Annotated in this window: 12 protein-coding genes and 1 rRNA gene; all 13 read left to right on the top strand. The window is 71.1% G+C overall.

The genetic code is table 11. The annotated features are described in order from the left end of the window. Positions 1-110 precede the first annotated feature (110 nt). Positions 111-227 (top strand): 5S ribosomal RNA (rrf, locus tag IL992_RS26245). A 531-nt stretch (positions 228-758) separates the two neighbouring features. Further along, on the top strand, positions 759-2096 hold the full coding sequence (locus tag IL992_RS26240) for a bifunctional folylpolyglutamate synthase/dihydrofolate synthase (RefSeq protein ID WP_193206018.1): 1338 nt from the start codon (positions 759-761) through the stop codon (positions 2094-2096). Positions 2097-2104: 8 nt separating this feature from the next. After that, complete coding sequence (locus IL992_RS26235; protein ID WP_319018829.1) at positions 2105-2443, top strand: DUF4233 domain-containing protein; 339 nt, start codon at positions 2105-2107, stop codon at positions 2441-2443. A gap of 11 nt (positions 2444-2454) precedes the next feature. Next, positions 2455-3975: a hypothetical protein gene (locus IL992_RS26230; RefSeq protein WP_193206016.1), complete on the top strand. Its 1521-nt coding sequence runs from the start codon at positions 2455-2457 to the stop codon at positions 3973-3975. Between the two features lie 198 nt (positions 3976-4173). Further along, on the top strand, positions 4174-4584 hold the full coding sequence (gene ndk / locus IL992_RS26225) for a nucleoside-diphosphate kinase (RefSeq protein ID WP_193206015.1): 411 nt from the start codon (positions 4174-4176) through the stop codon (positions 4582-4584). 219 nt (positions 4585-4803) lie between these two features. Then, complete coding sequence (locus IL992_RS26220; RefSeq protein WP_169984810.1) at positions 4804-5835, top strand: rod shape-determining protein; 1032 nt, start codon at positions 4804-4806, stop codon at positions 5833-5835. Positions 5836-5850: 15 nt separating this feature from the next. Further along, positions 5851-7089: a rod shape-determining protein MreC gene (locus tag IL992_RS26215; RefSeq protein ID WP_193206014.1), complete on the top strand. Its 1239-nt coding sequence runs from the start codon at positions 5851-5853 to the stop codon at positions 7087-7089. A 3-nt stretch (positions 7090-7092) separates the two neighbouring features. Further along, positions 7093-7611: a rod shape-determining protein MreD gene (gene mreD, locus IL992_RS26210; RefSeq protein WP_193206013.1), complete on the top strand. Its 519-nt coding sequence runs from the start codon at positions 7093-7095 to the stop codon at positions 7609-7611. After that, a complete protein-coding gene (mrdA, locus tag IL992_RS26205) occupies positions 7608-9662 on the top strand; it encodes a penicillin-binding protein 2 (protein ID WP_193206012.1) in 2055 nt (684 codons plus the stop codon). The genes mreD and mrdA overlap by 4 nt, the downstream gene beginning before the upstream one ends. A 12-nt stretch (positions 9663-9674) precedes the next feature. Continuing rightward, positions 9675-10847 carry a rod shape-determining protein RodA gene (rodA, locus tag IL992_RS26200; RefSeq protein ID WP_193206011.1) on the top strand — a complete coding sequence of 391 codons (1173 nt, stop codon included), beginning with the start codon at positions 9675-9677 and terminating at the stop codon, positions 10845-10847. 129 nt (positions 10848-10976) lie between these two features. Then, positions 10977-11225 carry a hypothetical protein gene (locus IL992_RS26195; RefSeq protein WP_193206010.1) on the top strand — a complete coding sequence of 83 codons (249 nt, stop codon included), beginning with the start codon at positions 10977-10979 and terminating at the stop codon, positions 11223-11225. Between the two features lie 54 nt (positions 11226-11279). Further along, entirely contained in the window at positions 11280-12752 is a 1473-nt protein-coding gene (locus IL992_RS26190; protein ID WP_193206009.1) for a tetratricopeptide repeat protein, read from the top strand. Then, the gene (locus tag IL992_RS26185; RefSeq protein WP_193206008.1) at positions 12749-13630 is read left to right on the top strand and encodes a phosphotransferase family protein; all 882 of its coding nucleotides are present in this window, start codon (positions 12749-12751) and stop codon (positions 13628-13630) included. The genes IL992_RS26190 and IL992_RS26185 overlap by 4 nt, the downstream gene beginning before the upstream one ends. Positions 13631-13640 lie beyond the last annotated feature (10 nt).

Here is a 13640-nt window from a genome sequence, read left to right as displayed (position 1 = left end):
GGAGCTGACCGGTACTAATAGGCCGAGGACTTGACCATGATGTGCTCGCGTTCACTATGTGATCTCAGAGACAGCAACCGCTTGTGAGTTGGTTGTGTGTTTCGTGGGGTTACGGCGGTCATAGCGGCAGGGAAACACCCGGTTACATTCCGAACCCGGAAGTTAAGCCTGCCAGCGCCGATGGTACTGCACCGGGGACGGTGTGGGAGAGTAGGACACCGCCGGACAATCTTTTGAATACGGAAGGGCCATCCTTGTTGGGGTGGCCCTTCCGCATTTCCCGGGGAGTTTTTCCTCGGGGCTCTGCTGGTGGGGTGTGGTGGGTGGTGTGTTGCCCCGGCCGGGTGTGGCCGGGGTTTTCGCATGTTCAGGGCTGCCGGTCGGCGCCGCCTGGTTGGCGGGGCCGTCTTTGGGGGCGGGAGCTGGCACAGGGGAGGAGCGGAGCGGGCGGGAGGGAGGACCGCAGCGAAGGCCCAGCGGAGCGGGCTTCGCGAGGACCGGACCTTCCGGCCGGCGCAGTGACGTCCCAACCCAGCGGAGCGGGCTTCGCGAGGACCGGACTTTCCGGCCGGCGCAGTGACGTCCCAACCCACACGACGTCCCCGTCTCAACCCAACGCCGTCCCACCCCCAAACGCCGTCTCACCCCAAACCATGTCCCACCCCACGCCGGCCAATACTCCACGCGGATCACCTCGTGCTCATGTCACCGGTCGCTCATATCACCCGCACCGCGTACCACCTCGTGAAGGGGTGGCCATGAGTTCCCGTACGCTGAGGGTCGTGGAATATCGAGCCGTCGAGCAAGCGATCATGGCACGGGGAGTGGAGTGGGATTTCAGTCCCACTCTTGACCGGATCACCGCGCTGATGGAGATCCTCGGCGACCCCCAGAAGTCGTACAAGGTCGTTCATATCGCGGGCACCAACGGGAAGACGAGCACCGCGCGCATGGTCGAGGCTCTGCTGCGCGAGCGTAACCTGCGGGTGGGCCGCTACACGAGCCCTCATCTGCAGTCGATGCGCGAGCGCATCTCGATCGACGGCGAGCCCTTGTCGGAGGAGCGGTTCGCCGAGGTGTACCAGGACATCGCCCCCTACCTCGAGATGATCGACGCCAAGGTGGGCAAGCTGAGCTTTTTCGAGGTGCTGACGGCGATGGCCTTCGCCGCGTTCGCGGACGCTCCCGTGGACGTCGCCGTGGTCGAGACCGGTATGGGCGGCACCTGGGACGCGACGAACGTCGCCGACGGGACGGTCTCCGTCATCACGCCCATCTCGCTCGATCACACGGACTACCTCGGCCCGGACATCGCCACGATCGCCGGTGAGAAGGCCGGCATCATCAAGCCGAAGGCGATGACCGTGCTGGCGCAGCAGGCGCTGCCCGCCGCCGAGGTGCTGATGCGGCGGGCGGCCGATGTCGGCGCGGTGGTCGCCCGCGAGGGGCTGGAGTTCGGCGTGCTGCATCGCGAGCTCGCGATGGGCGGCCAGATGCTCCAGCTCAGGGGCTTGAAAGGCGTGTACGAGGACGTGTTCCTGCCGTTGTACGGCGCGCACCAGGCGGGCAACGCCGCGGGCGCCCTGGCCGCCGTGGAGGCGCTGACGGCCGGCGACGACCCGCTGGGCGAGGAGGTCGTACGGCAGGCCTTCGCCCAGGTGAGCAGTCCCGGGCGGTTGGAGATCGTACGGCGGGGCCCGACCGTCCTGATCGACGCGGCGCACAATCCCGCGGGCATGGAGGCGACGGTCGAGGCCCTGACCGAGGCGTTCGGGTTCACCCGGCTCGTCGCCGTGGTGGCCGTGATGGCGGACAAGGACGTGGACACGATTTTGGACCTGCTGGAGCCGGTGGCCGAGGAGATCGTGGTCACCCGCAACTCCTCTCCTCGCTCGCTGAGCCCGGACGATCTCGCGGCCCGGGCGGAGGCGGTCTTCGGTCAGGATCGCGTCCACGTCGAGGACCGGCTCGACGACGCCATCGACAAGGGCGTCGCGCTGGCCGACCAGGGCGACGAGTTCGGCTCCGGCGTCCTCATCACCGGCTCGGTCGTGACCGCGGGCGAGGCGCGCATCCTCCTCAGGGCCACCAAATGAGCAGCGCCGTGTTCGAAGTGACCCCCGGCATGCGCCGGCTCTGCGCGACCGTCCTCGGGATGCAGGCGATCGTCGTCGCGCTCATCAGCCCGGTCGCGATCACCATCAATCACGTGTCCACGCCGCTCGCGCTGACCGTCGGGCTCGGGCTGGCCGTCCTGTGCGTGCTGGTCGCCGGCATGTTGAAACGCCCGTACGCGTACATTGCGGGCACCGTGCTTGAAATCCTGACAATCGCCACAGGATTCCTGGTCCCGGTCATGTTCTTTCTCGGGGTGATCTTCGCCGCCCTGTGGATAACGGCCATCTTCGTCGCTCGCCGTGTCGAAGGGGCAACGAAGCGCTAAAGTCGGCAACCATGGCCGTCCCTCCCGTACCGCAGGCTCGGACCGCCGTGCCGGTCCGTGCCGTGCGCGTCCCTCTGCTGGTCGACGTCGTCATCGGGTTGCTCACCTTGGTGGCCCTTCCTCTCGCGCTCGTCGCCATCCCGAACACGATCTCCGTGGTGGCGGCGCTGCTGCCGCCGGGCGTGTCGCAGGTCGATATGATCCGCGCACACGGCCTGGCGCTGCCCGCCATGCTGGTGACCGTGCCGCTCGCCGCAGTCGCGGTGCGCAGGCTTCGCGCGGCGCCGATCCTCGTGGCGGGGCTCACGCTGCTCGCGCTCGCCGACGTCGCCGGGGGGTACACCGACACCGTCGCGCTCGTCGGCGTGCTGCGCGTGCTCCACGGGATCGGCGCGGGCATGCTCGTGCCGGCCACGCTGGTCGCGGTGGCCGAGCGTCCCCGGCACCGGGTGCTGCTGCCGATCTGGGCGGGCGCGCTGGCCGCCTCGCTGCTGTCGGCCCAGGCCCTCGCCCTGTGGGCGATCCGTGACGTGTCCTCCTGGCAGGTCACCCTCCAGCCTTACCCGCTGCTCACCGGGGTGGCGCTGGCCCTCGCCGCGGCATACCTGGTGCTCTGGATGATCTCTGGCGACGGCGGGCCGCGGGCCGAGGGGGAGATCCTTCCCGCGGGCCGGCAGACGTCGGCCGAGCGCGGGCGGCTCGCACTGGCCATCGTGCCCGCCGCGGCCATCGCGGTGCTGGGCGTCGGGATCACCTTCGACTGGCCGCCGCACCTGGTCGTCGTCGCCGCGGCGGTCGTGGTGGTGGCGATGCTGGCCCTCGCGGCGCTCGGCACGTTCGAGGGGCCCGGCGGCCGTACGCTCGCGTTCGTCAACGTCGCGGTGGGGCTGGTGGTGCTGCCGACCGCCGCGCAGATGACCTACATCGAGCTCGGCGGCCCGCTGGGCGGTCCCGGCCTCAAGGGCCTGTGGGTGCCCTTCCTGGTGGCCGCGATGACCGCGCTCGTGGGCGCCGTCCTCGCGGGGCGGGCGCCCGAGACGTTCGCGGCCCGGATGACGGTCCTCGGTCTCGCGGCCGTCGTCGCGGGGCTGGCCGCGATCAGGCTGCTGGTCCCGGCGCCGTCGGGCACGCCGCTGGTGGTGCCGTTCGTCCTGCTGGCCGCCGGGTCGGCGGTGGCGCTGGTCGGCGCGTTCCGCGCGGCGGGCCTCGGATCGGCGATGCTGGGCCTGTCGCTGTGCTTCCCGGCCGTGCTCGCGGGCTTCCTGCTCGGCACCGGCATCCAGGTGAACCGGCTGCGCGACGCCGCGGAGACCGCGCGGGGCGACGGGAACGCCCTGGTCGACGGGTTCATCGACGCGTTGCACACGTGGGCGCTGGTCGGCGGGTTCGTCGTGGTCGGAGTGATCGTGCTCTCCTCCGTCCTGACCCGGCGGGCCGCAGCCGCGTCGGCGGACGGCGAGGTGGTGATTCCCGCGCCGACCCCGTCACCGGAGGAGGACGACATCCCCAGGGACGCCGGCCCGGCACACTGACACCGCCTCGAACGGTCCGCCCTGCCGCCGGAGACCCGCCGGCACCGGACTCGCCCGATCGGAGCGGCGTTCCCGGACCGGTAAGCTGCCGTTGCGTCGGAGCTTTCCAGCCGGAGCTCCCCAGACGCTTGACGGGTGGGCCCGCGATCCGCCGGGTCACCGTGTACGGCGAGTCAAACGACCTTAGGAGAAGAGACCGTGTCCGAGCGTACGCTTGTCCTGATCAAGCCCGACGGGGTCCGTCGCGGCCTCATCGGGGACGTCATCGGCCGCATCGAGCGCAAGGGCCTCAAGATCGTGGCGATGGACCTGCGCACGCTCGACGCCGAGACGGCCAAGGCCCACTACGCCGAGCACTCCGAGCGGCCGTTCTTCGGCGAGCTGGTGGAGTTCATCACCGGCGGGCCGCTGGTCGCGATGGTGCTCGAGGGCCCCCGGGCCGTCGAGGCGTTCCGCGCCCTGGCCGGCCTGACCGACCCGGTGAAGTCCACGCCCGGCACGATCCGCGGCGACCACGCCCTGGAGATCGGCGAGAACGTCGTCCACGGCTCCGATTCGCCGGAGTCCGCCGCCCGGGAAATCAAGATTTTCTTTCCGGACCGTTTCTAGTCCTTGCCACACGAGAGGCCCCGGTTTAAACCGGGGCCTCTCGTGTTTTTCCAGGTGGTGACCGAGCTTAGGTCGGGGGACATCGGTTTTTCCGGGGGCTTGAGAGCTCGATGTGCCCAGTGATGAGCACATGCCGTTACGATTCGAATGCGATGCGTCATCCCGCACTCCCGCTGAACCCGGTAACCGCTAACCACCTGAAGGAAGGCTTCCTTCCGCATGGGCAGCAAGCTGACATTCCTGGGCCGTGACATGGCTGTCGACCTTGGCACGGCGAACACTCTCGTCTACGTCCGAGGGCGCGGCATCGTCCTGAACGAGCCGTCCGTCGTCGCCATCAACGTCACGACAGGAAAGATCGTGGCAGTTGGGATAGAAGCGAAGCGGATGATCGGGCGGACGCCCGGAAACATCGTCGCGATCCGTCCCCTGAGAGACGGTGTCATCGCGGATTTCGATGTGACCGAGCGAATGCTGCGGTACTTCATCCAGAAGATCCACAAACGGCGGCACTTCGTGCGTCCGCGCATCATCGTGGCCGTGCCGAGTGGCATCACCGCGGTGGAGCAACGCGCCGTGAAGGAAGCGGGCTACCAGGCCGGGGCCCGCCGCGTGTACATCATCGAGGAACCGATGGCGGCCGCGATCGGAGCCGGCCTGCCGGTCCACGAGCCGACCGGGAACATGGTCGTCGACATCGGCGGCGGCACCACCGAGGTGGCCATCATCTCGATGGGCGGCATCGTGACCAGCCAGTCGATCCGCGTCGGGGGCGACGAACTCGACCAGGCGGTCATCGCCTTCGCCAAGAAGGAGTACTCGCTCATGCTGGGCGAGCGCACGGCGGAGGAGGTCAAGATCGCTGTCGGGTCCGCCTGCGTCACCGGCGAGGACTTCCACGCCGAGGTGCGCGGCCGCGACCTGGTCAGCGGCCTGCCGAAGACGGTCGTCATCAGCGCCGAGGAGATCCGCCGGTCGATCGCGGAGCCGGTCAACGCGGTCGTGGACGCGGTGAAGTCGACGCTGGACAAGTGCCCGCCGGAGCTCTCCGGTGACCTCATGGACCGGGGGATCGCCGTGACCGGTGGCGGCGCTCTGTTGCGCGGCATGGTCGACCGGTTGCGCGAGGAGACCGGCATGCCGGTCCACCTGGCCGAGAACGCGCTCGACTCGGTCGCGCTCGGCTCCGGGCGGTGCGTGGAGGACTTTGAAGCCCTCCAGCAGGTGCTCGTGCCGGAGCCCCGCAACTAAGGAGCGTCAAGCGTCATGAGAGACACCCGCCGTGCCCGTCTCACGCTCGGACTCCTCCTCGCCGTGGCGCTGATCCTCATCACCGTGGATCACCGGGCCGGGAACGACCACGTCCTCGGCCCGGTGCGTGACTTCACGGGCGCCGTGTTCGGAAAGGTCGAGCGCGTCGGCGCCGCCGTCACTCGGCCGATCACCGGATTCGTCGGCATGCTGCGCGACGCGCCCTCCGCCCAGCGCGCCATCGCGGACCTGCGCAAGGAGAACGCGCGGCTGCGGGACGAGGTGTCGGCGCAGCGGCTCGACAAGGCACGGGCAGAGAAGCTGGACCGCCTGCTCGGGCTGGCGGGGCTCGGCCGCTACCGCATCGTGCCGGCCCAGGTCGTCGCGCGGCGTACAGTGGCCGGTTTCGAGGACACGGTCGAGATCGACGCCGGCACCGGTGACGGGATCCGGCCCGACATGACGGTGCTGAGCGACGCCGGGCTGGTCGGCCGCGTCGTCCAGACAGGCCCGGCCGGCTCGACGGTCGCCCTGCTGACCGACCCGGCACTGTCGGCGGGGGCCAGGCTGGAGGGCGGCAACGAGCTCGGTGTCGTGAGCGGCCTCGGCGAGGAGGGCGGCGGCGGCAACCTCATCAGGTTCCGTCTGCTCGACTCGACCGTGCCGATCGGCGTGGGCCGCCGGATCGTCTCGTTCGGTTCTCAGCAGAGCAAGCCGTACGTGCCGGGCGTGCCGATCGGCGTGGTCGAGCGGGTGGACAACACGCCGGGTGAGGTGACCAGGACGGCCTACGCGCGGCCCTTCACCGACTTCTCCGCGCTGGACGTCGTCGGCGTGGTCGTCGCGGCGCCGAAGCGTGATCCGCGCGACGCGGTGCTGCCGCCGAAGCCGCCGCCGCCGAAGCCGCCGCGCGAGGACCAGCGGCGCGGCGACGACGGCCGCGGGCAGGGGCGCGCCTCGCTGGAGGCCGAGTGGGGGCTCGGCGACCGGGGCCGCGGCGCGGGCGACGAGTCGCGGGCCACGACCGAACGGCAGGCGCGCGAGGGCCGGCCCGAGGCCGCGCGGGAGCGGCGCGGTCGGCACGGCACCCAGGCCGTGGACGGGGAGCGGCAACCCCAAGAGCGGTACGCCCAAGAGCAGTACGCCCAGGAGCCGCCCGCCGCCCAGGAACGGCCCGCCGCCGACGAGCCGCGAGGCGCGCCCCGGCAGCGCGAGGGCGCCGCGGCGGACGACGGCCGCGGTGGGGGGAACTGACCGATGGCCCGCAACCTCCTCGCCGCGCTGCTGCTCTTCGTCGCTCTGGTGCTCCAGGTCAGCGTGGTCAACCGGCTGCTGTTCTCCTGGGCGCCCGACCTGGTGCTGTTGACGGTCGCCGCGCTCGCGACCAGGCGTGGGCCCGTGCCGGGTGCGGTGATCGGCTTCTGTGGAGGGCTCGCCTACGACCTGCTGCCTCCCTCCAACCACACGCTGGGCGAGTACGCGCTGGTCCTGTGCGCCCTCGGCTACGCGGCCGGGCGTGTGGGAGAGCGCGTGCCGCTGGTCGCGGTTGCGGCGTGCGCCGTGGTCGCGCCCGGCCTGCTGGCCGGTCTGGGCGCGCTGATCGGCGCCCCGGGGATCACCTGGCCGGTGCTGGCCACGGCATGGCCCCGGGCCGCGATCTGCAATCTCGTGGCCGCTCCGCTGGTGCTCCGGGCGGTCAAGATCACGCACGGCGGTCACCGGAAGCGCGCCGGTGGCGGCGAACTCGTGCCGAGCTGGAGACGGGGGACGGCATGACACGTTTGCGCGGACGCCTGCTCGTCCTGCAGGTGCTGGTCATCGCCATGATCGTGGTGCTCGTCGTCCGGCTGTGGCAGGTCCAGGTGGTGCAGGGGTCGCGGTTCGTCACGGTCGCGACGGAGACGCGCACCCGTGAGGTGCGGGTCCCCGCCCTGCGGGGGGCGATCCTCGACTCCTCCGGCCGCCCGCTCGTGCGCAACCGTACGACGCTGGTGGTCTCCGTGGACCGCGGCCGGCTGGAGCGGATGCCGGACGGCGGCGACGCGGTCCTGCGCCGGCTGTCCACCGTGCTGAAGGTGCCGCTGTCGAAGCTGAAGCAGGAGATCCGGGCGTGCGGCCCCGGCATCAGCCGCCCGTGCTGGCCCGGCTCGCCGTACACGCCGATCCCGGTCGCCGACAACGTCAACCCGCGGGCGGCGCTGCAGATCCTGGAACGCCAGGAGGACTTCCCCGGCGTCACCGCCGACATCCAGGCGATCCGCGACTATCCCGGCGGCAAGGACGCCGCCCAGCTCCTCGGCTACCTGCAGCCGGTGACGCAGAGCGAGCTGGAAAAGCGCGAGGGTCTCAAGGCCAACTACTCGGGCGTCGACCTCACCGGCCGGGACGGGCTGGAGCGCACCTACGACTCCGCCCTGCGCGGCACGCCCGGCCTGCGCAACGTCCAGGTCGACCGGATGGGCAAGGTCATCACGGTCAACCAGCAGTCCGACCCGGTCCCCGGCGACATCCTGGTGACCAGCATCGACGCCAACGTGCAGCGCGTCGTCGAGAAGTCGCTCGACCAGGCCATGCGGGAGGTGCCGAACTCGGACGGCGCCGCCGGTGTGGTGCTCGACGTGAAGACCGGCCGCGTGATCGCGATGGCCAGCCGGCCGACGTACGACCCCAAGGTCTGGACGGGCGGCATCTCGGAGAAGGACTACCGGCGGCTGCTGTCGGACAAGTCGGGCAAGCCGCTCGTGTCGCGAGCGATCGCCGGTGAGTACGCCCCGGGTTCGACCTTCAAGATCAGCTCGGTGTCGGCGATGGTCGCCGACGGCGAGCCCCTGCACGGCACCTACCAGTGCCCGAGTTCCTACAACGTCGAGGGCCGGTCGTACCCGAACGCGGGCGGCATGAGCCTGGGCGCGATCTCGCTGCACGAGGCGCTGGTCAAGTCGTGCGACACCGTGTTCTACAAGGCCGGGTACGAGGAGTGGCTGCGCGACGGCGGCAAGACTCCCAAGGCCAAGGTCAAGGAGCCGATGCCCAACATGGCCAAGGCCTACGGCTTCGGCAAGCGCACCGGCATCGACCTGCCCGGCGAGTCCGCGGGCCGCATTCCGACCCGCGCGTGGAAGCTCGACCTGTACAACTCCACGAAGTCGGAGATGTGCAAGCGGGCCAAGACCGGCTACCCGGAGATGAAGGACCAGAGCCGGGCCGCGTTCGCCAAGCGGCTGGCCAACGAGAACTGCCTGGAGGGCATGATCTTCCACGCCTACGAGGCGGTCAACCTCTCGATCGGGCAGGGCGACGTCCTGGTCACCCCCCTGCAGCTCGCCCGGGCGTACGCGGCGCTGCTGGGCGACGGCAACGTGCGCAGCCCGCGTGTCGGCTGGGCGCTGATGCGTCCGGACGGCACCCTTAAGCAGGAGATCCCGGTCCCGGTCGTGGGGCACCTGCCGGTCAACGACGAGACTCGCACCTATATCCGCAAGGCGCTCAGCGAGGTGCCCTCGGACGGCACGGCCGCGGGCGCGTTCCGCGGGTTCCCGATGAACATCGTCAAGATCGGCGGCAAGACCGGTACGGCAGAGGTCTACGGCAAGGAGGACACGTCGTGGTTCGCGTCCTTCGCGCCCGCGGACAATCCGCGGCTGGTCACCGTGGTCATGGTGGCGCAGGGCGGCTTCGGCGCCTCGACCGCCGCGCCCGCGGTGCGGCGCATCTGGGAAGGGATCTTCGGCCTCGGCAAGGGGGACGACGGCAAGCCGCTCAAGCCGGCGCTTCCGGACGGCAAACCGGTGACGCGGCTGCCGGCCATCAGCCGCGAAACGCAGTGAGGCGGGCCTGCCATGACTGATGCCATCGGAGTACGGCGGAGGTCGTTCGCGAGCCGCGTCGTCGGCCGGGGATCGGTCGTCTGGCGGATGGACTGGGTGCTGTTCGGCGCGGTGGTCGCGCTCAGCGCGGTCGGCACGCTGCTGGTGTGGTCGGCCACCCGGACGTGGTCGTCGATCGAGCCGACGGGCATGGCCAAGAAGCACGTGCTCAACCTGCTCATCGGCCTGGCCCTCTACAGCGCGGTCGCGGTGACCGACTACCGCTGGCTGCGTACGTACGCGCCGGTCCTGTACGGCATCGCCGTCATCGGGCTGATCCTGGTCATCAGCCCGATGGGATCGACGATCAACGGCCACCACTCGTGGATCCTGCTGGGCGGGGGCTTCGCCCTGCAGCCGGCCGAGTTCATGAAGCCGGCGCTGGTGGTGATGCTGGCGCGGTTGCTGACCCCGACGTCGGAGAAGGGGAAGACCAAGGACCGGCCGAGGGCCTCCGGTCTCGCGCTGTCCCTCGCGGTGGTGGGCGTCGCGGCGGCGCTGGTCATGTTGCAGCCCGACCTCGGCACCACGATGGTGCTGATGGCGACGACCGGCGCGATCATCGTCTTCTCCGGGATACGCAAGCGCTGGGTGGTGGCCGGGGTGCTGCTCGCGGCGCTCGCGGCGGCGGCGGTGTGGTCGCTGGGGCTGCTCAAGCCCTACCAGGTGGCGCGGTTCACCGCGCTCATCGACCCGTCGAGCGACCCGCGCGGCGTGGGCTACAACAGCACGCAGGCGCTGGTGGCGATCGGGTCGGGCGAGGTGTTCGGCAAGGGCCTGTTCCACGGCGGCCAGACCACCGGACGCTTCGTGCCCGAGCAGCACACCGACTTCATCTTCACCGTCGCCGGCGAGGAGCTCGGCTTCGTCGGGACGGTCACCGTGGTGGCCCTGCTCGGCGTGGTGCTGCTGCGCGGCGCGCGGATCGCCCGGATGTGCGGCGACCGGTTCAGCGCGCTCGTCTCCGGCGGCATCGTCGCGTGGCTGGCCTTCCAGACGCTCGTCAACGTCGGCATGACCATCGGCATCATGCCGATCACCGGTGTGCCGCTGCCGTTCGTCTCCTACGGCGGAACGGCGACGTTCGCGAACATGACGGCGGTGGCCATTCTGCAGGCGATCCACCTCAGGTCGCGGCCCGTTTGACGTGTGACGCCCGCATGAGAGCCGTCCGCAGGGTGGCGGACCCTCGCTCTCACTGGCGTCCGCACCACCCCGCGAACATCATGGGAACAGAACAGGTTCGGGGGTTGAACGAACCATTACGGAGGAACGGTGACTCCGGACGACGAGGTGCGGGAGCGCGAGCGCGCCCTTGACCTGCTGCGCACGGCCTTCCCCGACTACCGGATCGTGTACGGCGGCGGGCGGTGGGCCGCCGCGGCCGCGGGCGACCCGCCGACGGTGTGGTTCGCCGAGACGCCGGCCAGCCTCTGCGGTCAGCTCTTCACGGCCCAGTTGCGCCGCGGCGGGACGGTCGTTCCTCTCCGCCTGAAGGAGAGCGACTCGCAGTGCGCGAGGTGACCGGTTCGTGACATGTACGGCGTTAGCGTGCGGGTGTCACCACTGGGAGAGCCGATGACGACACCCTCACGCGGCGGGGACCGGTCCGCCATCCAGATCGCCGGCGGCATCCGCGAGCGCACCCTCGCCGCTCTCGGGGAGCCGCCGACGACGGCGGTCTTCCACCAGATCGCCGACGAGATCCATCTGTGCTGCCCGCAGCTGACCCGTTTCAAGTGCCTGCGCCTTGCGTACGGGTGGACGGTCGAGGAGGCGATCGAGCGCTTCCACGCGATGTGCGACCGCGAGCAGATCAAGCGCAGGGGGCTGAGCGAGCGGTCCTGGCGGGAGTGGGAGGCCGGGGCGCGGCCAGACCGCGACTACACCGACCTGCTGTGCCGCCTGTTCGAGACGGGCCCGGTGCAGCTCGGCTTCGCCCGGGACTACACGCCGACGGAGATGCGCCGTCCCGGCGCGTGGCGGCGCCCCGCCGCGCCCGACCTGATCAGCGCCGCCGCGCAGGAGGCGAGCGAGCACGCCGAGCGGGTCGAGACGAGCGAGGTCGGCGACAGCACGCTGGAACGGCTGCGCACGCAGGTGATCTGGCTGTCCCGGAGGTACGTCTGGGAGGCGCCGCTGCCGCTGTTCGTGGAGATGCGGGCGCTGCAGGAGCAGACCCGCCGGGCGCTGGAGCGGCGCGTCCACCCGGCCCAGGCAGGTGAGCTCTACTTCCTGGCGGGGGCGCTGTGCGGCCTGATGGCCAACGCGAGCATGGACATGGGCCGCCGGGTGCCCGCCGACACCCTCGCCCGCGCGGCGTGGACGTACGGCAGGATCGCCGGCCACCGGTCACTCATGGGCTGGGCCCGCGGCATGCAGGCGTCGGTCGCGCTGTGGGACCGGCGCTACGAGGACGCGGCGGGCTACGCCGAGGACGGCCTCACCCAGTTGCCGCGTGGCCAGGGCGGCGCGCGGCTGCACATGCTGCGCGCGCGGGCGGGCGCGATGCTCGGCTGGACCCGCGAGGCCGAGGACGACCTGCTCAAGGCGGCGGACGCGCGGGAGGCGGGAGCCGGGGACGAACTGCACGACGGGTTCGCCGGGGAGTTCGCCTTCCGGCCCGCCAAGCACGCCTACTACACGGCGGTCACGCACCTGCACCTCGGCCAGCCCGCCCGGGCGATCGAGCAGGCACGCACCGCGCTCGACCTGTACGAGCGGGAGGACCGGCAGAACAGGTCGTACGGCTGCGAGGCGATGGCCGGAGCCCACCTCGCGGTCGCGCACCTGATGGAGGACGACCCCGGCGGGGCCGAGCAGGCCCTGACCCCGCTGCTGGCCCTGCCGCCCGAGCGCAGGATCGACAGCCTCGCCGAGACGCTCCAGTCCACCCGGCCCATGGTGCGCGGCTCGCTCGCCGAGCGGCTGGAGTCGTTCTGCGCGACCGGCCTGCCCCAGTCGGCCGCCCAGGCGCTGCCCGAGGCACTGTCCGAGGCACTGCCGGGGGCCCCGTCCGAGGCGCCGCGCAGTGAGGGGGGTCTGCGATGACCGTCTCCACCGTCGCAGGCACCCCGCCCGCGCTCGCGGAGGCGTGCCGCCAGGCGGGGCTCAGCGCCGACGGCGCCCGGTTGCTGCGCAGTTTCGCCAACACGGTGTACCACCTGCCCGGGGAGGGGGTCGTCGTCCGCCTCGCGGAGGCCGGCACCCCGGGCAAGTACGACCGCCTGGTCACCTCGCTCAAGGTCACCCGCTGGCTGCACGAGCAGGGCTTCCCCGTCACGCTGCCGCTCGACGTGCGTCAGCCACTGGCCGTCGAGGGCTGCCTGGCGACCTTCTGGCACTACGAGCACGGCGCGGACGACGGAGACCCCGTCCCGCTCGGCCTGCTGCTGCGGTGGCTGCACTCCCTGCCGCCGGTCCCGTTCGCGCTGCCGACCTACGATCCTTTCGGCCGCGTGCGGCGGGCCGTACGGGCCAGTCTCGTGCTGGACGGCGAGGAGCGGGAGTGGCTGCTGGGCCGGTGCGCGGCGCTGGAGGAGGCGTATTACGAGCGGGTCGAGTTCGCCCTGCCGTACGGGCTGGTCCACGGGGACGCGCACCGGGGCAACCTGATCCGCACCGCCGACCGGATCCTGCTGTGCGACTGGGACTCGGCCAGCGCCGGGCCGCGCGAGATCGATCTGGTGCCCACTCTGCAGGGCGCCAGGTTCGGCCTGTCCGACGCGCAGCGGGACGGCTTCGCCCACGCGTACGGGTGCGACATCAGGGACTGGCCGGGCTATCCGGTGCTGCGCGACATCAGGGAGCTGCAGACGCTGACGGCCGTGCTGCGCATCGGGCACCGGGACGACGCGGCGCACGCCGAACTGCGCCACCGCCTGGCCTCGCTGCGCGCGGGCGACGACCGGATCTGGCACCCCTTCTGAGGACGGAAGA

This window comes from Microbispora sitophila (assembly GCF_014892245.1).
GTDB classification, from domain to species: Bacteria; Actinomycetota; Actinomycetes; order Streptosporangiales; family Streptosporangiaceae; genus Microbispora; species Microbispora siamensis.
The sequence above is the reverse complement of the archived record's forward strand: the minus strand, read 5'-3'. Positions and strand labels throughout refer to the sequence as shown.